This window comes from Nitrospira sp. Nam74 (genome assembly GCF_965152615.1).
In genome coordinates this window covers 2074356-2094537 of the sequence record NZ_OZ224220.1, presented here as the reverse complement: position 1 = coordinate 2094537, position 20182 = coordinate 2074356, and the positions used below count along the sequence as shown (strand labels likewise).

Below are 20182 nucleotides of genomic sequence, written 5' to 3'. Positions count from 1 at the left end.
TTGTTCTCGAAGCGATCCCTTCGGAAGCCAGGATGGTCCTAAAACGTCATCCTGGCTCTTCCACGCTCCGCTCAATCTCCTCGCATCGTGCTACTTCCGCAGGGACTCGACGTATGCCAGCACCTCGTCGATTTCCTTTTCCGAAAGCTGAGTCTTCCACGCCACCATGGACGTCTTGGGCACGCCGTTTTCAATGATGTCTCGCAATTCTTTCGGTGACTTTTTCTTGCTTTCAGCGCTCTGAAAATCACCCGCCGGCGGCTTGAGCTTCTGCCCGAGCGGGCCATCGCCCTTGCCTCCCGGCCCATGACAGGTGACGCACTTCGACTGATAGATTGACTTCCCCTTGGCCGCATCTCCGCCGGCGGCAAGAGCGGGATGCCCACACGACCACATCATCGCCATCACCGCGCACGTCAACACCGTGGTGCCCCTGAAGAGTGCCGTCATCGTTCCCTCCTTGGAAGAATGATTGAAATCTGCGTCTGCTCGGTCTAGTAGGAATTCCAGAAACGGATCGCGTAGAAAATCCCCCAGACAATCAGTCCCACCGCGACCGCTTTGAGCCACATCGGAATATATCCGCTTCGTTCCCGTATCCCCGCCGGCTCATACACGTAGATCTGCGGATCGTCGGTGTATTGTGGCTCCCGCCGACGCAGGTCATCGGCGTGCGCGGGATGGTTCGTCATCGCTCCCTCGCTGGTCGTGTCTTGCAATGTCTGGCGCCTGAGCTTCCTGAGCGTCGCCGGCCGTCGCCGCTTGCTGACCGTGCGTGCTCTCCGATAGCGAAGCCCAAATCCTGTCTCTCGCGACCGCCCGGTCCTCCTCCTTGAGCCCGACGGCGGCGACCTCGGCCTCGTGGGCCGACGCCCGCAGGGATTGCACATAATGGACGAGGTCCCACCCCTCGGCTGGGCTCACGCTTCCTTCAAAGGGAGGCATGGGGGTTCCGCCGATACCGGCCATGATGCTTTGAAACAAGCGCCGGCTATCGTGGCCTAACTTGACTCCTCCAGGTGCGCCCGCAGGGAGCGCAAGATGCGAGGGCTTGATCGCCTGTCCCCAGTCATCCTGGAGTGCAGTTGCCAAAGGGCCGTCCGCCTTACCCTCGGAGCCGTGACAAATGGCGCAATTGCTCTCAAACAGCGTCTTCCCTTTTTCAATGGACGCGGGGGTCACCGGCGGCTCTGAAGAGATCGACACGGGCTGCCCTACGGATTCCCGCCGCCATCGTTCCGAAAAGGTCTTGAGATACTGCACCACGGCCCACCGCTCACGGTCAGACAGGTTTTGCCAAGACGGCATGGAAGTCCCCCATAGTCCATGCGTGACACTGACATACAGATCGCCGTCCGTCGGCAACGCGTCTTTCCCGGTGGTCGACTTGAACTTGTAGATGCCGGTGGTGAAATCACGCGCCTGCGGCGAGAGAAACCGGGCCGCTGGGCCTTTCCCGTCCCCTTTGTCGCCGTGGCATCCCGCACAGCGTCGTTCATAAACCTGTCGGCCGAGGGAGAGCACTTCCTCTTGGGCCTGCGGCGGTGCGGGGAGCACGACCGCAGTCGAAATCGGTATGGATCCGAAGCTCTCACGCCAGTCGCCGATCGAGGTTCCCAGCCGTTGCAGGTAGGCGACGACGGCCTTCCCATCGTCGTTCAGCTGCGGCGCCCCGCCATTCTGGCCCGGGGCGAACAGCCAGGGGAATCCGGGCATCATTGAATCGGGAACCACCTCTTGCGGATTCCAGAGATGCGCGATGTGCCAATCGTCGCCATACTTCCGCCCCACCCGGCTGAGATCAGGCCCGATGCGGCGTGTGCTGAACATATGAGGCCGGTCATAGGCGTATTCACCGGTCTGGGAGACAGGTCCCCAGCGTAGCGATTCACCCGTCACGGGACGGATGAATTGGGAATGGCATTGCCAACAGCCGTCTCGAAGGTAGACCTGCCGGCCGCGCTCCTCGAGCGGGGAATACGTATTCACGCGGACCGGCAGGCCGGTCACGACGTCGGTCACCGTAGTGGAACGTGTCGAGGCTTGAAGCCATGGAAAGCCGCCGAGGAGAAAGACGGACCCGACGAAGAAGACGACGCCACCGAGGAGGCCGACCGTCGACGGGTTTTCGAGCCAATTCTTGCGCGGCACCGAGGGAGTCGGTTGAATCGGCGGCAGAGGTTCTCGCTCGTCCGCTTCGAAGGGAGCGCCCTCGCGCACGGTCTTGTAGAAGTTGTAAGCCATGAACCCCAGAGCGACATCCATGATGGTGCCGACGATCGTTCGAGCCACCCACCAGGGTTGCATCTCTTTCACTGAATCCACGAAGTCGGCGCCGTTCTCCAGCATGGACCCTTGAATAAAGCCCTGGGCGGTCAATCCGAGCACCATCGTTGTAAACCCGGTGATCGTGAGCCACAGGTGCCAGCTGGCGAGGCGATCGCTCCAGAGCTGCCTGCCCGTCAACCGGGGCCAAAGGTAATAAAGCCCGGCCACCACCCACATGATCATCGAGCCGAACACCGTCAGATGGGCATGGCCGACGACGAAATCGTTGAAATGAGTGAGTTGCTGAAAGCGGTGCAGGCTTTCGATCGATCCCTGAAAGCTGCCGATCAGGTAATAGACGACACCCACCATCAAGAACTTGGCTGCGTAGTTGTCGGCTCCCCCGCCGCCGAGCACGGCACCCCAGCGTCCCAGCATGGTGCCGAAGAAATTGACGATGACGGTGAAGACGGGAATGATCATCCACATGCTGTGGACGACCGCGAGTGTCTGGGTCCAGTGAGGGATGGGGCTGTACAAATAATGATGCGTACCCGTAAGGGGATAGAAGAGCGCCAGCGTCCAGAACCCGAGGAGCGAGAGCTTATGACTATAGAGCGGGTTTTTGGCGCTTAATGGCAGGAAATAGTAAATGGTCGCAAGCCCGGCAGGCGTGATCCAGAGTCCCACCAGATTGTGCATGTAGAGGCCATGCATGGCCGCACTGTTGACGCCGCCGATTGGTCCGTACGACAGCAGCACGCCGCCCAAGGGGAGGTTGAGGAGAATCCAGATTGCTGCAGCCAGCGTATACCACAAGGAGACATAGAATCTCGGCGCTCGTCTCCGGAAGATGGTGCCGATCACCTGGATCGCCACGCCCGCAATCACGACGTAGCGCAGAATGTTCAAGGGCCAGGTGAACTCGGCATATTCCACGCCGCTCGTATATCCCAGGAACAGCGACAGCGAGCCGACTATCAGGAACGCGTTCCAGATCCAGAGAAGCCACCGCCCCCACTCGACTTTGTATAGAGGCGTCCCGCACAGACGTGGAACAAAATAGTAGAGGAGCCCAATGAAGCCCGTGGTAAACGATCCGAACAGGACGCCGTCGAGGTGTACGGCGCGAAGTCGCCCGAACGTAAACCACGAGATCCCGCCCAAGAATTCAGGATTATGGAATTGGATCGAGACGAGAATGCCGACGAACGGGAATACCGTGAGCCAGACGATCGCCCACCACGCCCATGCCCTTATCAGAGACTTATTGATCAAATCAGTCTCGTGCATAGTGTCTTCCACGTCACACGCCACGCCATAAAGCCCTTATGGGACGATTAGCTGGCCAGTTCGATGTCACGATCTCCATAGCATTACACCCTTCGCACGGCTGCCGTGTTTTTTGCCGGTTCCCTCGCACTGGAGATAAGACCTCACCTTTTTAATCCGGTGCTGAAGTAACCCGAGCCCCGCTGAGGCGGTGATGTTGCGTCGTGTGGGATGAGAGCTTCCCTCACAGACTGCGAGTTAGCCTATAGGCCATGGCCCAATTTTGTTGTCCTCCATACGCGCTCCTCTTGGTCATCGGTTGAGCATCATTCTCCGCATTTAACCGACTCCTCTTGCCGGTGGATTAAGCAGTCTTCTCGGCCAAGATAAACAATTCTAGTACCTGAAGCGGTATATCGAAGCTCACATCACTGTCCGCGAATCGAATTTCGTTCCAGACGAACGTGACGGACCACGCTCTGTGACACGCTAAAATAAGATCAGGGGTGGGCTGATACTCAGGCGAGCGAACTTCTGAAGAAAAGCTAACGTTCTAGGCCAATGTCTTTCCACGGGGAGCTGGACTTCATCGCTGAAAGGTGTAGTTAGTCTCGTTGGCTGACTCCATTAAAAGACTTTCGTTATGCTGTTTCGGATGGTGCTACACAGCACGTCAAACGAGCCGCCTTTTGAGAGATAGGCCGACACCCCGGCTTCCTGCATCGCAAGCGCCATTTGTTGATCTCCGTGCATGGAGAGACCAATGACCGTGATCTGTGGAAATTCAGCCTTGATCTGCCGCGTGGCCTCCAATCCATTCATCCTCGGCATGTTCACGTCCATGATCACGACATCGGGTCGGAATTGACGTGCCGCTTCGACCGCCATTTCACCATCTGCAGCCTCTGCCACAACTTCCAAATCACCTTGTTCCTCGATAATGCTCCGCAACCCTTCGCGGATGATCTGATGATCATCGACCAATAGTATGCGAATCTTCGAGCCCGTCGTTCGGGCGGGACCTACATGCCCTTCCGCAGCAAGAGGTGCGGACGGAGCTTTCTGTATTGCGGCTGGTGAACGGATCGCAGAACTTTCCGCTTTGAGCGGTATGATGAGTTTCGCGGACGTCCCATGTCCGGGACGAGAGTCGATGTCAAGGCGACCACCGAGCGGCTCGACGCGTTCGCGAATGCTTAATAGACCGAATATCCCTTCCTCTGACGAGGGCCGGGTAGCCGACATCTCGAAGCCCACCCCGCGGTCCATTACGACCGCTTCAAGATAATCACCCGACCGTCGCAGGGACAGGGTGGCTTCCATTGTCTGTGCATGTTTTAGAACATTCCACAGCAATTCCTGAATGGATTGGTAGGTGATCGTGAGCATCTCTTCATCGAGTACCTTCGGCGCCCCATCGTCTTGCACCGTGACGATCATCCCGTACCGCTGCATTTTTTGAACAACCCAAGAGATCGCGATGGAGAGATCGTGTTCATCTCCGAGGAGCATGGGGCGCAGGTCTAGCATGAGGGTCCGCGTATAGGCAATCGCCTCACCTAGGTGGTCCTTGAGTTCGGTGAGCACCACGGGTAATCGGTCCCCCGGCTCAGTGAGGGCAGCACCCACCTTCATCTTGCAGAAGGCTAGTGTCTGAGCAAGATTGTCGTGTAGCTCAGTCGCCAGCCGCTTGCGCTCGCGCGCCTCTGTTCGACTCAGTTCCATGGCCAAGGACCGCAATTCTTGCTGCTTGCTAAGCAAGGCCGCGGTGCGGTCTGTCACCTGCACTTCAAGTGTCGCATTGAGCGCCTGTAGTTCTGCTTCACTCTGTCGCAGCTCCTGAGTGCGGGCCTCAACACGCTCTTCTAACTCGGCTTGGGCATGGCGCAGTTGATCTTCCGTGAGCCGTAGCCGATTCACGGTCCACAGCGCGAGACCAAACATCGGGAGGAATACCACAAGTCCAGCCATCGCGACAGATCTGGTGATCTTGGCAATCGGTCCGAGCACTGACTCTCGCGTGACTCGGACTAACACTCCCCAACCGAATCCGGGGAATTCTTGAAAACCCCGCATGCGGGCGTAGCCCGTGACCATGCGCGCCTGTCGCCGGCGCGAGTCTTCCTCTACATAACCGGGTGCGTCCGACGCGCTCACCCGCTCAACTGATGGGAGGCCCTTCAGATTGACCTGGCCTTCCTGCCCGAGGAGAGAATCCAAGATGACGTCCCCGTTACGCGTCACGACGAGATATTCGAATGACGACGCGCCTAGCAGAGCCTGCAGCCTGCTCTCCATTCGTTCAATCATCTCCGCAAGAACAGGAAGGCCGACAAGGGCGGCGACCACGCCTTTAAATTGCCCGGAGACATCCATAATAGGGCTGGCAAAGGATGTGGCCCAGGCTCCTCCTATTTCCACACGTGGTTGGACATCCTCGCTGATTACTTGACCCTCCTGTTTCGCGGCCTGAAACCAACTTGATGTCGCGTGACCTTCGCCCACAGTGGCCGGATCAGTCGCGGCAATGATGCGGCCCGTTGGATCAGTAACACCGAGCCAGCGATACACGTGATACGTCTTCTGCATCCGTTGTAGGGCCGTCGTAAGCTCTGCGCGATTGCCCATCTGAGGGCCAACCGAACGGGCAAACGTGTCGATATCACCATAGCGCTCAAAGAAGATACGGTCTAACTTACCGGACATACCGACCGCGGCAAGCGCGAGACTTTCTCCGGAGCGCACAATTAAATCGTCCCGTAAGGCCTTGAGCACAATGATTCCGACGAGCAAGGCCGCCGCAACGGAGCCGAGGACGAGCAGCATCAAACGACGATGGGGATCAATCAGGAAGGCGGTGGGGCGTGGATGTATCATGCCGACGGCGGCGTGTGATTGCCTTCCGTTAGGAATGCAGACTATATACTACCCTAATTTGTGCCTGTAGGAAATGCAAGAATCACTAACGCCCGGCCAGAGAAAATCCGCCGTACTCCTTCAGGATGCTGTACCGCATCACTGACAATCCCAGTGTCAGACTAAGACAACTGGACTGATCGTTCTCCTCCATCCGTATGTTTTACTTGGCCCGCAGTGAAGCAACACAATCCCAAGCTTTTTCATGAAGTGCCATTATGGAATTCTATTGCGGCATGTCGTGATTGAAGACGAGGGTTCACGGCATTTTAACGGGAGAGAGAATAAGAAGATGAGAGCCGGTGTAACTAATCTACATGAGGCTGTTCGACACCCAATGTGTCGCTGCGGGGAATAATTGTTCGACTCGTATGGCACCTCCGCTTCATCAACATCGCCATTCCGCTGGATCAGCCCTCTTGGGATGGCATCTTTGAGGTATATGAATATTCCATCGCGCCGCCGATGATACTGAGGAGGTCAGCTGGACCATAGGGCTTCGCAAGCCAAGCATAGGCGCCCATGCCAATAGCACGGCATTTGACGTGGCCGGTATCTCCAGACACCATTACAACGGGTATCTGAGGCCACAGAGCTTTCATAATCGTTAAGAGATAGAGCCCATTCAGGTTCGGCATGGTATGGTCAGTGACAAGCACATCGTAACGATGTCTTTCAAGATGAGTAAGCGCATCCAGACCGTCCTTCGCCAGATGAACAGTGTGCCCGGCCTCGCTGACGATTGTATAGACGATGTCTCTCGTGTACGGATCGTCTTCGACAATAAGAATTGTGCCTCTGCTTTGTTGCATAACTCTCCTCTGGCGTTCCAAGCACCTCTCAATTGAGCTCATTTAGCTTAAGCTGCCAAAGTGGTAAGCACCGTGGCTAAGTTTTGATTCTCTCATTAAGAGAGAACGCCCATTGCAAAGGTCATGAGCACAGGAGGATGAATCAGCGGACGCAATACACAGATCATCGTTACGACGGAATTCAGGGATACGGGCGACGCGTGGAGTCTTTTTGCTGCTGCTCTTTCCCCGTTGGCAGACAACACATTCGTGCCCGGATACGGTTCGCCACGGTCGAGTCCCCGATGCATTGATCGCACCCTGCGGGGTGCGAACCGATTTCCTCCCAAGTTCCCTCACTTGCATCTTCGTGTGTGAGCATCACGAAGGTATGACGCCGCTTGTGCACGACTTGCCACTCGATGTCGGCTTGCTCGACATAACCGAATAGCTCTAAGATTCTGATCCACGGCCGTCGCTTCGCTTCCTTGACGGCCTCCGCTTTGCTCCCGAACTCTTCGATACAATACATTTCCTCCGGAAGGCGGACCGATGCTCGGATGATTCGGAAGGTTGTAGCCTATCAATGTCTTGGATGGCACCCAGACCCTTGCATCGTCTCGCTCGTCGGCAAAAGTCGCTCGGAAGCTTGGTATGTATCTACGCATTCGACACCTCTTGCACCGTGGATTCTTTTCACGCTTGGGCTCAGGCCTATTTTAGGCCTATAACATGGCGTCAAGATAAAGTGACCGTGAAAAGTTCTTCATCCTAGGATCACCATCGCTGACTCGCGCTATGTATGGGCTTCATCCTATCGCCCCAGCGCCCTTCAGTGAGTGAGCGGAAAATCACCTCATCTGTCCATGTCGGCCGTGCCGATTGTCTCGAGGCTTCGCACTACGCAATCGAAAGCATGCCAACCGTACCATCCTTTCTCCTTTCTCTCTAACCATGCTGGCACTGTAGCCCAAGCATAGGATTGCACCATGAACCGATCATGAAAACCTGTTCATCAGTGTGGAGGTAATTATTGTTTTAAAGGGCTTGAAGACGAGTAAGCGTACAATACCGCAATATAGGGCATGAACTACGGTTTGGAGTCACGGCAGGGGAACCCTTGTATGAGAAGTTTGGACCACCATGGAATGACCTTTGATAAGACCACAAGTTTTTGCAAGGCGTCCTACCCGAGGAAAGGTGAATTGGAAATAATGACCTCTTGGCGTCCTGCCTTCATCCGATCCTTGTCACGACGATTCGGTATGGATACATGTCTTCCCAGCGATGTCGATTTCGCCTAGCAGCGCGTGCATCAAGGGACCACTTCCCTCCTCCATCGATCACCAAAGCACCATTCATCACCAGAAGGAGAATGTCAACTTCTGCCGTCATAATGTGTTCTTGAGTCGGCCACTCCATCGCCATGTGAAGAGGTCCGAGTCCCAGGAGCAGTAAGGTGATCAGCGCTAGGCCCGTAAAGCGAGTATATAATCCCAACGCCATCATGACGCCTCCCAAAGCCGTCCCGAAGAGGGCCAAGAAACCCCCTATCGTCGGTCCGCTGTCGGCAGACATGGCGTTGAGGGGCTCGAGCCAGTTAGTAAGACGACTTATAGAATGGATGAGGCATACACCCGCGATCGTCATTCTTATGAGTAAGCCTGACCACAGCTCCTTCGTCTGTAACAAGCTATGCCTCTTGGCGTGGCCAATAATGGTGGGGTCTTCTCTGCAACACGATGGGCTTAGCGTGCAGTGCTCTCCACTACAACGAGAACGAAGGGCCCTCGAGTTCGACCCAGGGATTTGTCTTGCGGCGCCCTCTTGATTTTGTTTGCCATTACTAATCTAGCCGCAGTAGATCGATTAGTTAGGCTGCTTCGCGGTCAAATGGTGCGGCTCTCCATCAGTGAACAGGCCACACAGCACCGCTCAACTCAACCAGTGTCAACCCTACGACTGTTAGAACCGCCATACATTTCTACCTTTCTCCTTACGGCGACTCGTCTATTTGTTATTTCAACAATTCAGGTTGTTGGCTTTCGCTTTACCATCCTAAGGTGCAGGTTTGGATACGTTTGAGTAAACCAATCAGTATTCTTTTCGCTTTTTACTCCCTTGTATGAAAGGGATCATAGCGTCGATATATGAACCGACGATGAACCCAAAATGAAAAGATGTTCATTGAACTCGATATGAGTAGACGACTAGCGCTCAAAGCGTAGAGCTCGCAAGGCATTTTTAGAAAGGTGGTTAACAGACCGGGAAAGAACAATCAGCCAGAAGTATCACATTGTTCCCAGTAGTAATCGCCGCAAAAGATGCCCTCTTATCGCCTTTGATTTCAGACTGAGTACTGAGCATCCAGTTAGCCTGGCATTGAAACAACTAATGAAGGGGCACGGACGGGATCGCTCCTCCTTTTATTAAACGGCGATGCAGAGGACAGTGACGATGCCGGTCTCGCTTTGGTCGCAGTAGCCCCATCCCAATGGAACGCGCCCTAGTAATCACCGACGATTGCAACAATGGCTGGGATGGTTCGTATTCCCATATCTGCCAACCTGGTCTTCATCCACGGCACGTTTTGGCATCGAATATAGGTTAATCGCACCACTGGATGATTCATCCCTATTGCCTTTCTAATCTATGTCAAAACTTGAACCTCGGCAATTGCCGTAGTCTTTAGCTTAACGGAGTGAACTGGGACAGAACCCAAAAGACAAGCAGGGCGAGCCCGAGTATCATTATGCCCAAATACATGGACAAGATGATGATGGTCAATGCCTCTACCCGCTTCCGGCTGCGAGGATTGTTGTGGTTGGCGGGTGGCAAAGCTCGATCTTTATTTACCCGTTTACTAGCATCGATATGAATTGGTCCTCTGCGGGACCTAGCACGATCATGGGGCTGTAGGTTTTTACCAATCGTAGTGATGAGATTTACCATTTCTGTGTGCCTTCAGTTTGCTTTATGCACCTGTATGATCACCGCCATGCGCATGAGTCTAGTCGCCGCACTCCTTAAACGGTGCGCTGTTTCCATAACATCATAGCTTCGCGATATGAATTGACGCCGAACCCCAAATGAAAAGTTGTTCATTTCGTTCTGAAGACCGGATACTTGACTGGATTCAAAGCGGAAGACTAAGCCGCGACTATTTTGGAGATAATGGTACTCAACAGACTGGGAGGAAACTATCGGACAGAAGGTAATGAATTTTCGCCAGCAGGAAGAATCAGGGTAAAGATGGAGCCTTTCCCTACCTGGCTTTGAACCGTGATTGTCCCACCATGCGCCTCAGCAATGCCCTTGACAATGGGCAGGCCGAGGCCCGTACCTCCAGAATCTCTTGCACGGGCGGAATCGGTCCGATAAAACCGTTCGAAAAGGTAGGGCAACTGCTGCGGTTCAATCCCGGGGCCAGTATCCTGAATGCTGACAGCGACCGTTTCTTCCGCCGAGCCGAGGCGTATGGTGACTGTTCCATCACGGGGCGTATATCGAATGGCATTGTCAAGCAGGTTGATTATCGCTTGCTTAAGCCACTGAGCATCGCCGAGTACGAGGGGAACCGGCTCAGTGTGCAAGGAGAGATCAATCTGACGATCATCGGCGAGCACGCGTAATTCATCGATGAGTTCCTTGAGCAAGGGTTGCATATCGAGAGGCGCTTTGCGAACTGGAGTGCGATCACCGGCAAGTCGGGTGAGTGTGAGCAATTCGCGGGTCAGCGTCACCAAACGCTCCACCTGTTCTAGGTTATTGATCAGCGCCTCTCGATATTCCTCCATGGTGCGGGCTTTATGTAGTGTGACTTCCAGGTTGGCCTGCAACACAGTCAACGGTGTTTGCAGCTCATGGGCCGCATAGTCGGCAAACAGTCCCTGGCTCTCCCGAGATGTCTGCAGGCGATCCATCATGGCGTTAAAGGCCTTGGTTAGTTGCTGAAATTCTTCATACGGGGCATCGAGCACGAACCGACTCCGGGCATCAGGCTCTGAGATGGTCGCCGCTGTGGCGCTCAAGGCCTGCACCGGAACGAGGAGTTTGCCGGCCAGCCACCCACTACTGATCCATGCCATCGCAAGCACCCCGCCTGATACCACGATCAGCAGAAGGGTGAGACCAGTGAGAGCCTTTTGAGAAAACAGGAGTGACGCTTCGGCCTGCAAAATGTACTGTAGATCGCCATGGATGAGGATCGGATATGAGACTCGGCGGATCGACGAACCTTCCATACCTCGCAGCGAATCGTATACCGTTTCACCGCGGCGCATCTCTTCAATTAATGGAAGGTCCATCGCCGGTCGCGACACGACTTCTGACCCCTTCCATACTACGCGTCCGTCCGATGATAAGAGGCGGACCGAGTGTGTCGCCTCCCGTAGTTCGCGGCTTTCCTCTTCACTGCGGCCCACTCCCTCCTCTTTAGAAATAAGATCATCACTTAATAGCATAATGAGCTCCGGCCGTTGCTGAATCAATCGACCCAGCGTTTTCGCAAGTGCCAATAGACGGCCGTCAATATACTGATGAAGTAATGTTTCAAAGCCCCAATAAAGAAGTAGACTGAAGACCAGGATCAAGCCGGCTATCAATACAACGGTGGATTGCCGAACGAAACCCCGCAACGATTTCATGCCTGCGCTTCCGGTTCTTCCAACATGTAACCAGCGCCCCGGACCGTGGTAATCAGCGCTGGCGAAAAGTCGCGGTCGATCTTGGCACGAAGCGCGCGGACATGCGCGTCGACAATATTCGTCATTGGATCGTAGTTCAAATCCCAGACGTGCTGGATAATCGCGGTTCGTGTGAGCACGCGATTCTTGTTCCGTAAAAAAAATTCCAGAAGGGCATATTCTTTATTGGTCAGGATCACCTCTCGTCCTGACCGCCACGCGCGACGGGACGCGGGATCCAATTCGAGATCAGCCGCCTTTAATCGAGCGAGATGCTGCGGGCCCCCGCGCCTCATAAGGGCGCGGACTCGGGCGAGAAGCTCTACGAAAGCAAAGGGCTTGGTCAGATAATCATCGGCCCCAGCATCAAGCCCTGAGACCCTATCCTCGATGGCGTCGCGCGCAGTCAGCAACAGGATCGGGGTCACACTACGACTATTTCGAAGGAGCCGGCACACCGTGAGCCCATCGAGCTTTGGGAGCATGATGTCGAGGATGATAAGCTGGTACGGATTTTCGCCAGCAAGCAGTAATCCCTCTTCGCCTTCTCGAGCGAGGTCTACAGCATAGCGCTCCTCCCTGAGGCCTTTGCAAATAAACGTGCCCAGGTCCGTATCATCCTCAACGACGAGGATCCGCATGGTGACTTCTCCAAGCAGAGGAATCGTGCCTCGTAACGACCCCAGTCGAGATTGGAGGCATTCAGCATTTTTCACGACATCCGTGTTACATACTGCCATGGCAGATGCCCTCTAAGGATAGGACTGGTTCACCAGGTGTCGCTCAGACATAATTGCGTTAACGTATCGATCGCCGTCTTACAGGGGGCCGATGATTGTTCAGCTCACACAAGTATCGAAACTCCCCACATGATCACGACAACCATACAAAGAATGATCAACAACATGTAAATCCCGGCGAAGATGTTTTCTGTCATGTTTCTCTTCTCCTTTATATTCCATCTCAGAGTCCCCTTGCGCCTCTTTCCTGTAGTAACTAATTGTCACACTGAATCGTAACTTAATTGCATGAACCGGCCTCTAAGGAACGATGAAAAGCTATTCATCTGACATGCGCATTTCCATCTTGGAGTTAGAATGGCAATTACGAAGAGTCGTGGAGAGATGTTGTGACAAACATGGATTGCAATTGATTTCTAGAAGGAGGCGGGAGATGGACATTCAGACCCAGGGGCGGGCTGTGTATAGTCCATACCACGAATCCCAGTCGTCCCTTATGGCTCGTTTAATGAACTACGAAGGCATCATAAGAACGGATCGGCCAGAACGTTGTCAGTCAGCGTGTCAATCGAAGTCGGTTTTCGCTGAGGAGGCGCAATGTGCCAGAATTTCGGAGCGATCATTAGTGACGAATCGAAGGCCTTGCTAAGGATGTTACAAACGGGATCCGAAAAACTTCAGGCCTTCCTAATCGTTATCCATCGGCATAATGACCTGTGCCCGCTTTGAAGCCTACGTCCGGTGAAAATGGTTAGCAGAGCAGGCGACTTCTGATGATCAGTCGTGTCGTGATGGGGCAGCACGGCTTCCTCCCTTTGCGAGAGATCAAGCTCACTACGAGGTCGAATCTCCTGCCAGAGAACTATTGAGATTTGATGCTTGTATCGCCCCTCGCTGATACGGCCGCTGCTGTAGACAACTCACACTTCGCCTGCCCGGACACGTTCACATCGTCCCATCGATGGTCCTCATATTTGCCCATACAATAGGGACACCCATTTCGGCGAGTATCGGACCACTGACGCCGGCATTGGTCGCACTCCCAAATCGATATCGTGGCAAAGGGTGAGACTGAAATGCCAACTTCTTTCTTCATCGTTCAACGTCTCCTTACTTTGGTAATGAATAACAACGGTCCCTTAAGATATCGATTTCTTTCGGCGCTACCATCGACCTGAATGCGTCTCTCTTACTGCGGGTGCTTTCGAGAGGCTGCGCGTGAAGCAGAAAACTCTATTCCGCGGGATGTTCGAGACTTATTAGGAGACTCTCCCGGCGGAACGCTGTCCAATCGAATACTGAGTAAAGACTCATGACGTCTTCCTCTTCAGCCGTAATTGTTGCCACGTACAAATGCTGCTCTTCCTCTTACCGCTCGTTCCCTTACAACCCGCTGTCTATTTCTCTCGCCCGATTCTTTCTCATTAATCACCTGCTGTATACGCGCAGTCATGAACGAACCTTCTGCCGTCAACTCCACCCCATCCTCGTACATCCACTTCAGTACCGCCCTGCCATCTGCATCGATAAAGTGAAGCGAGGTTAGATCGACGTGCACGGGTCGATGTGTAGCGTTTTCACGTACACGTCGCCAGAGTCGCTCCAGGTTCTCAACCCAAGGACCGCCCAAATTCCCTTCCAGCTTAAACGTGGTGCCGTGTGAAGTTGGCTGAATCGTGATCCTCAACATCTCGCTCCTTTCTGTCCGGCAAAACATGCAGACCTGATGGAGGGTGACTCCAAATGGGCATCTAACGCCTGTCGTCAAAACGTAAGGACTGCCATGAGATCGTTAGTCATCTCAGGTCTCTTTTCGATCTACAAACCATATGCACCTCCATTCTAGGACAAGGTGTCTGCTCGCCATGGTCGACCCACTGCTAATGGGTCAAGGCGCTCCTGCGGGTTCATTATCTGGCGTCAGAGTGAGCGTCAACGTCCTCTTACGGCTGAGAACAACTTTTTCATCCAAGCTCCTAGCTCTCTACGCCGCTGCCATAGCAAATCTCTTCTTGGCTATCGCCTTAATCTCGTCCTCAGGTGTCCGGCCAACCAATTGAGCACCTCGCTCATGTACTTCCCATGTAACCTTTGTCTCCTCCACATCGCCGAATAGTTCTAAGGTTCTGGCCACACGCGGCCCTTAGAGCACGCTACGGCCTTTGTTTTACTTGCCAAGTCCTCTATGGAGTACAGCGACTGCCACAGTGGCCGAACAACCAACAATGATGCTGTACGCGACCAACGTCTTGTACGGCATCCAAACTGACTCACCTCTCCGTTCCTCCACATACATATGATCTCTGAGATTTAGTAGCGCTCTTTGGATCATTCTCCGATACTTTCATATCGCCATCACCATCGGTTGTTCATTATTAATAGAAACTCTACTCGTACAGAATGAATAGGCTACTAATGAATCATGAACTGTTCTTCATCAATTGGTTTCTCAACTTTGGAAAGGCAAGGAGGAGGAGGGCTACAGATCCCGATCTTACCAGACCTAGGACAAGCACACGGAAGGGCATGGCACAGGGGTTCGGCCGTCAGGAGCAGATCTTTGGAGAGCCCGTAAGGGCTCTTATGGGGCTCGTCTTAGACCGGGGCAATTAAAGAGACATTTCCGATGGGGGTTCTGCCCCGATTTTACGGACACCTGACTTAAGGTCCATCATGGACCGGGAGGGGTGTCATGGGACAACGACGGACTTTTCGGCCGAGTACAAGCGTGAAGCGGTGGCGATGCTGGATGCACCGGGGGTGACGGTGAGCCAAATCGCCGGCGAACTCGGGATTGGAGTCAATGTGTTAGGGCGCTGGCGACGCGAGCTGCGCCGCCAACCCGATCAGGCCTTGGTGGGCAACGGACGATCCCGTGAGGAAGAGCTGAGCCAACTGCGTCGAGAGTTGGCCTGCGTGACGAAGGAGCGGGATTGTTTGCGAGAAGCGGCGGCGTTCTTCGCGAGAGCGTCGAAGTGAAATATCGGATGATCCAGCGATGCCGCGATGCCTTTCCCATCCGACTAATGTGTCGCTGTTTGCGGGTTTCGGCGAGCGGATATTACGGCTGGGTGCCGCGGCCACCGAGTGCGCGGGCCCAGGCGAATGCGAGATTGCTGGCGCGGATTCATCAGGTCCATGCGGAGCACGACGGCATCGTGGGCAGTCCGCGGCTCTGGGAAGACCTGCGCTATGCGGGCGAGCGCTGCGGTCGCCACCGCGTGGCACGTCTCATGCGCCGAGCCGGCTTGCAGGGCGTACCCCAGCGGCGACGCTGGCGCACCAAGCGCTCTGGAACTCCGCCTGCGGGGACGCGCAATTACTGGCCCGCGACTTCACCGCCCACGCACCCAATACCAAATGGGTCACTGACACCTATGTGCGAACCGCCGAGCACTGGGTGTATCTCTGTGTGGTGCTGGATCTGTACTCCGGGCTGGTGGTGGGCTGGTCGATGAGTCCACGGCAGGACCGCCAACTCGTTGTCCAGGCGGTGTTGATGGCGGTGTGGCAGCAGCCGGGCCGCACGCCAGTCATTCTGCACTCAGATCGCGGCTGTCAGTTTACTTCCGAAGCATATCAACGGTTCCTGGCGGCGCACCACATTATTTGTAGCATGAGTGCGGTGGGCAGCTGTGCCGACAATGCGGCCGCCGAAAGTTTCTTTGGCCTCCTCAAACGGGAGCGGGTGAACCGGCGACAGGACCGGACGAGGGCCGAGGCGCGAGCCGATATCTTTGACTACATCGAGCGCTGGCACAATGCCCGGCAGCGGCGGCGCCTGGCGTTCCAGCAACAGGAGGACAAACTCTTAACTCAACCGTCCGTGGAAACGGGATAGAACCGTCTCGAGTCTCTCGCTCGCTAACACGAGCATGAAACACCTTCGCCTGGCACCAGCATAGCTTCTAAATTGTTCACAAACTCTACCCACTTCTTCGTCAGACCATTGTGAAACAGACCGTCATCAAAGAGGCTCTTGAGACCCCTAGCTGGTGCCCAGGGATTCGGGGAAATTGTCCTGCAATTGCCTTCGCGTGCGCGTTGTGATCCTGCTCCTAAGAGCTTGTCTTTTTAGACGGTACATTCACAAGGACGATCAGCCTTTCGACCACTCGACCGTCTTCACCCATTCTGTAAAAGAGGTCAGCGGAATCCCGAACTTCTGCCTCAGTCCGGGTACATCGATCGCGTATCCCACGTCGTTAAACCAGCGAAACATCGTGGCGAGATCGTGGCCCATCGCGGCTTCCACTTGGTCCAGTGGAAACTCTTGGAACCGGATTAATCGCCCCATGGCTTTCGTTAACAGCGCTGCCACCTCCGGGATTGTTAATTCATCCCCCGCCAGATCGATGGCCTCTCCGAGAAAGTCCTTTGGACGGCTGAATGCTGCCGCGCCGAATTGTCCAATATCTCTGAGCGCGACCATTGCAAGCTTTTTATCCGGTCGCATTGGCATTATGAGCACACCCTCAGGAGACGGCTTTGCAAAAGCCTAAAGTTCTCCATAAAAAAGACAGGGCGAAGGATGGTCGCGGGCAAGGCAATCTTCGTGATGTGTTGCTCCACTTCCCACTTGCTCTCAAAGTGTGGAATGCCCGTATGACGGTGGGCGCTACCCACGGACGTATAGACGTAGTGCGCCACCGCGGCTTGTTTCGCCGCATCGGCCAGCAGCACCCCCTGGCGTACCTCTGCGTCCATCCCAGCCTCGAACGGAGTGGACATGGCAAACACTCCGTAGACCCCACGCAATGCCGCCTGCAAATCGGCCTCGTTGGTCAAATCTCCTTTGACCACCTCGGCGCCCACCTTTGCTAGTCCGGCTGCTTTTTCCGGGTGTCTCGTCATGACGCGAATTTTCTGCCCCTTGTTGATCAAGGCCTTGGCCACTGCCCCCCCTTGCTGTCCTGTCGCGCCGGTCACCAGAATTAGATTCGTTTGAGTTGCCATGCGACACCTCGTGCAAAGAATTGGTTGCCATTAGATAAAGTGGCTGTCCTGACACCAGCAGAAATCACTCCTCCCCGGCGGCTTCTTCATCTCCGTTTAGCATCCCCTGAGGCCTGCACGAGCCGGGCTTGACTGACGCTCACGGTGTAGCCGGTCCACGAGGACCAGGATAGCGAGGATCACCATTGGGACGTAGGTTGATATGAAGATGAGTATCCAGGACATGGTGCTTCCTCCTTTCGAAATGGTGAAAAAATTATCGCCTCGGTCTCTTCAAATCCTTTTACCCGTACCTGTCTCGCATAGACCGTTCCATGCGACAGAAGATCGACGATTGAGGACGCAAGGGATGAAAAACAAAGGGGTTGTTGGTGACGAACCTGGGGGGTCTGATTGTGAGGGAGGACTACAGTGACGAAGCGTTCTGCGCCATCCTATCGACAGGTGACGAAAGATCAGCGGACTTTGGCTGAGCCAGGCAAGAGGGGAAAGAAAATCGTGTAACAGATATTCATATACGGCGTGAATTCCGCGGTCAGATCCCAAGTGCACAATCCAATCCCCTTGCACCTGCGTCAATCTCTAACGGTCTAGTCTCCACCGGTTCCGACTCTCCGCCGGTTCCGCGCTCTACCTTGTTCAGATACCCGGTGTTCCTCATCCACAAACCGATGAATATGCGCGAGACTGGTTGCCCGTGGCCTGTCTCACTGTCAGTGGATCGTTGTTTGGGGTTTGAAAATTAACATGCTCCTCTTCCGTCGTGCGGTCAGAACCGTAGTCGCCTAGCTTCAAGCCTTTCGAACCAGTGGCACATCCGACGAGATGTTCGGAGAGAAACCAAACTTGTAATTCCTTGGTGCGGATCACATCGATCAATGTGGGTTCCCTTTGTTACCACCACTTCATCCTAGAGCAAACGGCATGTCGATTGTCGCGTACACGTCCACCGCCGCAGGGCTTGAGTTATCCGCTGTGATCTCCATCTCACCACGCCGTCAACCAGTTCGCACAAAGCATGAAGGAAAGCGAGCCAGTTCGAGCAGCGTTCCTATCATCCCCGCTATAACGCATTTCATGCGCGCTGAATGCCCGACGCCAGGAATAATCTCCACCACCGCCTCGGCGCCCGGTGCGGGATCGGGCGCATCTCGATACTCAAGTGCCGAAAACTCGCCAAAGTGATCGAACCTCAAGCTTTTGATTGCAGCCTATGCGACGATAGATCGTATTCGTACAACGACTCACTCTAACATCACGAAGACTGATTTTCGGGGGCGCTTGCTCATCGCACGGCTGATATGGCCGCGTCCCGTCTGATCCTCCGCCAATATGACGTCGCCCGTACCAAACCGCCGTGTCGTCCCGTCGCCGACGGTGATCTCCACGTCTCCCTCCAAATTGATGATGTATTGCCGGCGAGGAGCATGGTGCCACCCATAGTCGTAGTCCCCGTCCGTCTCTCGGAAAATAATGCTGGTGGCCTGAATCGGCTCGGACAGTCTGCCGATCGCTTGTTTCAACGTGAGAGGAGTGTCGATGTCTTGGAAGTGGGATTCTCCGTCCGGTCCTGTATACAGGCGCGTAACCGTTATGCCCTCCTTGTTTTTCGACAGATCCGCGGGAGATGCCGCCAGCCGATATGCCGGTTGGCCGACCTCCTTCGGCCAGAGCCCAAAATTGAATTCCGCTTCGGAATAGGGACGATCCAACCCGCGCTCGCGTCGGCCTGCCCGGTCCTCGATTCTGATTGGATCGAGAATCAGTTCCTCCTTGACGGAAAAGACCGCATCCGAATCGATATAGGGGTCGCCTTGGAAAAAGAGTTGAGTTGTCAGGGGGGCATAGCCGTCCTTTGAAATTTTGACATGGATATGCGCGGACCGCCAGGGATGGCGCCCCAACTGTGCAAGAAATGTCCCGAGCGCACCATCATGGGGAAGCTGGTACGGACCGGGTTGGACCGTTTGAAATTCATAATTGCCCTGGGCGTCGGTCGGAAAACGGCCACGGAAGTTGTATGGCGGTTGTGTGGGATCCTGGTGCTCATAGAGTCCGCGGCTGTTTGTTTGCCACACATCGAGGACCGCGCCGGGGAGTGGGACTCCTTCGTGGTTGGTTATCCTCCCTTTGATGAACAACGGGTCTTCTTCGTCCCGCTCATACAGCTTCACGGGGCTTTTCCGGAACGGAGCGTCCTCCCGATAATACGGTCCTTCAACATCCGTGGGCGTTGCGCTGCCAACCTTCGGATAATTCACCAGATCCATGAGGGCCGATAGGCCGAGTACGTCGGCCAAAATCTGTATCTGATCCTTCCTGCCCAATTCTGTTAAGAACTCAACGGTCTTGATCATCTCTGCCTCAGTTGGCTTCAGCTCTTTGATGAGGCCATGCAACGAGTCAACTAGGCGGTTCACGCATTGCTGTAGTCGTGGGTTCGTCGCTTTGTCTCGACCAGCGCTCTTCACGGCCTCTGAAATGGTGGTCGTCGTCAGATGTGCCATAGATTCCTCCTCGGGTGACTAAAGTCATGAGCGACAACGTCAGCATC

Annotated in this window: 14 protein-coding genes and 1 pseudogene; 1 reads left to right on the top strand and 14 read right to left on the bottom strand. The window is 54.8% G+C overall.

What is annotated here, in order from left to right:
• Positions 1-90 precede the first annotated feature (90 nt).
• The 11 genes from ACWHYZ_RS09930 to ACWHYZ_RS09880 all read right to left on the bottom strand — a co-directional run bounded on the left by ACWHYZ_RS09930 (position 91) and on the right by ACWHYZ_RS09880 (position 14362).
• Positions 91-450, bottom strand: a complete 360-nt coding sequence (locus ACWHYZ_RS09930; protein ID WP_447987104.1) for a c-type cytochrome — start codon at positions 448-450, stop codon at positions 91-93.
• 44 nt (positions 451-494) lie between these two features.
• Positions 495-692 carry a hypothetical protein gene (locus ACWHYZ_RS09925; RefSeq protein WP_447987103.1) on the bottom strand — a complete coding sequence of 66 codons (198 nt, stop codon included), beginning with the start codon at positions 690-692 and terminating at the stop codon, positions 495-497.
• A complete protein-coding gene (locus tag ACWHYZ_RS09920; protein WP_447987102.1) occupies positions 664-3561 on the bottom strand; it encodes a cbb3-type cytochrome c oxidase subunit I in 2898 nt (965 codons plus the stop codon). The genes ACWHYZ_RS09925 and ACWHYZ_RS09920 overlap by 29 nt, the downstream gene beginning before the upstream one ends.
• Before the next feature lie 606 nt (positions 3562-4167).
• Complete coding sequence (locus tag ACWHYZ_RS09915) at positions 4168-6417, bottom strand: response regulator (protein ID WP_447987101.1); 2250 nt, start codon at positions 6415-6417, stop codon at positions 4168-4170.
• A gap of 449 nt (positions 6418-6866) precedes the next feature.
• A complete protein-coding gene (locus ACWHYZ_RS09910) occupies positions 6867-7268 on the bottom strand; it encodes a response regulator (protein ID WP_447987100.1) in 402 nt (133 codons plus the stop codon).
• 181 nt (positions 7269-7449) lie between these two features.
• Positions 7450-7779: a hypothetical protein gene (locus ACWHYZ_RS09905; protein WP_447987099.1), complete on the bottom strand. Its 330-nt coding sequence runs from the start codon at positions 7777-7779 to the stop codon at positions 7450-7452.
• A gap of 704 nt (positions 7780-8483) precedes the next feature.
• On the bottom strand, positions 8484-8825 hold the full coding sequence (locus ACWHYZ_RS09900) for a hypothetical protein (protein WP_447987098.1): 342 nt from the start codon (positions 8823-8825) through the stop codon (positions 8484-8486).
• Positions 8826-10447: 1622 nt separating this feature from the next.
• Entirely contained in the window at positions 10448-11893 is a 1446-nt protein-coding gene (locus tag ACWHYZ_RS09895) for a sensor histidine kinase (protein ID WP_447987097.1), read from the bottom strand.
• Complete coding sequence (locus ACWHYZ_RS09890; RefSeq protein ID WP_447987552.1) at positions 11890-12573, bottom strand: response regulator; 684 nt, start codon at positions 12571-12573, stop codon at positions 11890-11892. The genes ACWHYZ_RS09895 and ACWHYZ_RS09890 overlap by 4 nt, the downstream gene beginning before the upstream one ends.
• Positions 12574-13534: 961 nt before the next feature.
• Positions 13535-13768, bottom strand: coding sequence for a hypothetical protein (locus ACWHYZ_RS09885; RefSeq protein ID WP_447987096.1), 234 nt, complete (start codon positions 13766-13768; stop codon positions 13535-13537).
• A gap of 231 nt (positions 13769-13999) precedes the next feature.
• On the bottom strand, positions 14000-14362 hold the full coding sequence (locus ACWHYZ_RS09880) for a hypothetical protein (RefSeq protein WP_447987095.1): 363 nt from the start codon (positions 14360-14362) through the stop codon (positions 14000-14002).
• Between the two features lie 983 nt (positions 14363-15345).
• On the opposite strand from ACWHYZ_RS09880, the pseudogene ACWHYZ_RS09875 reads away from it, so the two are divergent.
• Positions 15346-16513, top strand: a pseudogene (locus ACWHYZ_RS09875) (IS3 family transposase).
• Between the two features lie 258 nt (positions 16514-16771).
• Here the strand turns inward: ACWHYZ_RS09875 and ACWHYZ_RS09870 are convergent.
• The 3 genes from ACWHYZ_RS09870 to ACWHYZ_RS09860 all read right to left on the bottom strand — a co-directional run bounded on the left by ACWHYZ_RS09870 (position 16772) and on the right by ACWHYZ_RS09860 (position 20135).
• Positions 16772-17134: an NmrA family NAD(P)-binding protein gene (locus ACWHYZ_RS09870; protein WP_447987094.1), complete on the bottom strand. Its 363-nt coding sequence runs from the start codon at positions 17132-17134 to the stop codon at positions 16772-16774.
• Positions 17134-17628, bottom strand: coding sequence for an NmrA family NAD(P)-binding protein (locus ACWHYZ_RS09865; RefSeq protein WP_447987093.1), 495 nt, complete (start codon positions 17626-17628; stop codon positions 17134-17136). Before ACWHYZ_RS09865 ends, ACWHYZ_RS09870 begins: the two co-directional genes overlap by 1 nt.
• A 1244-nt stretch (positions 17629-18872) precedes the next feature.
• Entirely contained in the window at positions 18873-20135 is a 1263-nt protein-coding gene (locus ACWHYZ_RS09860; RefSeq protein ID WP_447987092.1) for a dioxygenase family protein, read from the bottom strand.
• Between the last annotated feature and the right edge of the window lie 47 nt (positions 20136-20182).

Coding starts and splice junctions, on each gene's coding strand:
- ACWHYZ_RS09860 (WP_447987092.1), bottom strand. CDS start 20,135: ATGGCACATCTGACGACGACCACCATTTCAGAGGCCGTGAAGAGCGCT.
- ACWHYZ_RS09870 (WP_447987094.1), bottom strand. CDS start 17,134: ATGCCAATGCGACCGGATAAAAAGCTTGCAATGGTCGCGCTCAGAGAT.
- ACWHYZ_RS09915 (WP_447987101.1), bottom strand. CDS start 6,417: ATGATACATCCACGCCCCACCGCCTTCCTGATTGATCCCCATCGTCGT.
- ACWHYZ_RS09880 (WP_447987095.1), bottom strand. CDS start 14,362: ATGTTGAGGATCACGATTCAGCCAACTTCACACGGCACCACGTTTAAG.
- ACWHYZ_RS09920 (WP_447987102.1), bottom strand. CDS start 3,561: ATGCACGAGACTGATTTGATCAATAAGTCTCTGATAAGGGCATGGGCG.
- ACWHYZ_RS09900 (WP_447987098.1), bottom strand. CDS start 8,825: ATGTCTGCCGACAGCGGACCGACGATAGGGGGTTTCTTGGCCCTCTTC.
- ACWHYZ_RS09905 (WP_447987099.1), bottom strand. CDS start 7,779: ATGTATTGTATCGAAGAGTTCGGGAGCAAAGCGGAGGCCGTCAAGGAA.
- ACWHYZ_RS09885 (WP_447987096.1), bottom strand. CDS start 13,768: ATGAAGAAAGAAGTTGGCATTTCAGTCTCACCCTTTGCCACGATATCG.
- ACWHYZ_RS09930 (WP_447987104.1), bottom strand. CDS start 450: ATGACGGCACTCTTCAGGGGCACCACGGTGTTGACGTGCGCGGTGATG.
- ACWHYZ_RS09865 (WP_447987093.1), bottom strand. CDS start 17,628: ATGGCAACTCAAACGAATCTAATTCTGGTGACCGGCGCGACAGGACAG.
- ACWHYZ_RS09925 (WP_447987103.1), bottom strand. CDS start 692: ATGACGAACCATCCCGCGCACGCCGATGACCTGCGTCGGCGGGAGCCA.
- ACWHYZ_RS09890 (WP_447987552.1), bottom strand. CDS start 12,573: ATGCGGATCCTCGTCGTTGAGGATGATACGGACCTGGGCACGTTTATT.
- ACWHYZ_RS09895 (WP_447987097.1), bottom strand. CDS start 11,893: ATGAAATCGTTGCGGGGTTTCGTTCGGCAATCCACCGTTGTATTGATA.
- ACWHYZ_RS09910 (WP_447987100.1), bottom strand. CDS start 7,268: ATGCAACAAAGCAGAGGCACAATTCTTATTGTCGAAGACGATCCGTAC.